This is a genomic window from Candidatus Dependentiae bacterium, assembly GCA_035445995.1.
Lineage (GTDB): Bacteria > Babelota > Babeliae > Babelales > Vermiphilaceae > DAOMRS01.
Genome location: DAOMRS010000003.1, coordinates 1 through 1,264 on the forward strand (window position 1 = coordinate 1; position 1,264 = coordinate 1,264).

A 1,264-nucleotide genomic window follows, 5' to 3' on the forward strand; every position below is an offset into this window, starting at 1 on the left:
ATTTACATCAGCACCAGCTTGAATAAGCATTTGCACTATCTCTGCCGTACGTGCTTTATGTAATGGCGTACTACCACGATCGTTGGTAGAGTTTACATTATCTTCGTTCAATAGAAGTTCGACTATCTCAACAAGACCATATGATGCAGCAGCATGTAGTAATGAATCCCCTCTATTTGTGCTCATGGTAGCACCTGCATTTATAAGCATTTTAGTCATATCCACATCTTTATTGTTCATAGCATTAAATACGGCTGTGTAGCCAGATTTGTTTACTGCATTTATATCAGCACCTGCCTGAAGAAGCATATGCGCTATATCTGCATTTCCAGCATGATGTAACGCAGTATTTCCATAATAGTCAACAGCATTTATATCGGCGCCCGCTTGGAGAAGTATTTGGACAATATCTATATTATCATCCTTTACAGCAAAATGCAGTGGAGTAACATCCCTCACGCTATTATATAGTGCTTTATTTCCACAATCCCTAACAGCATTTACATCAGCACCTGCCAAAAGAAGTATCTTTACCATTTCTGTATTTTTACTTCTTACAGCCCTGTATAATACAGCACGTCCTCTAGTATCCTTGACATTGACATCTACTCCTGCTATAAGAAGCATCTGAACTATATCTGTATATCCACGACTCACCGCATTACTCAGTGTATCTGCATCTATAAAAGAACCTGCCAATATCAGCATCCTTACCATATCCACGTTGCCATTCTTCGCAGCATAGGATAATGCAGTATCCCCGCTTGTAGTAGCGATATTCACATCAGCACCAGAAAGAATAAGTATCTTTAGTACCTCCAGATGACTTTGTTCTACAGAAATGTGTAATGCAGTGCGCCCCTTTGAATCAACGACATCCATGTTAGCTTTGCTTAGAAGTAACCTGACCGTTTCTGTATGGCCTTGTTTCACAGCAAGATGTAACGCCGTATATCCATTGTTTGCTATGATATTTGCATTGGCACCAGATGATAGTAGTAATCTAACTATTTCAGTATACCCCTTTCTTGCAGCAAGATATAGTGCCGTACGGCCATCATTGTTCACATTAGCTTTACTGAGAAGAAACCAAACTACATCCTCATGTCCTCTACTTGCTGCAGCATGCAGTGCAGTGGAACCATAGCTATTAGGAATGTTTACATCATCGCCATCAGATAAGCAACTCTTCACCAAAGAAATATCTCCAATAGCCGCAGCGTTGATCAAAGACATATCTAGTGTTATCGAAAAATACTTTGTA

The 1,264-nt window shown here is 39.8% G+C and carries 1 protein-coding gene; it reads right to left on the reverse strand.

The features are described 5' to 3' along the window. The coding region (locus PK943_05290) for an ankyrin repeat domain-containing protein (protein HRN78624.1) at positions 1-1,264 on the reverse strand (1,264 nt) is incomplete at both ends.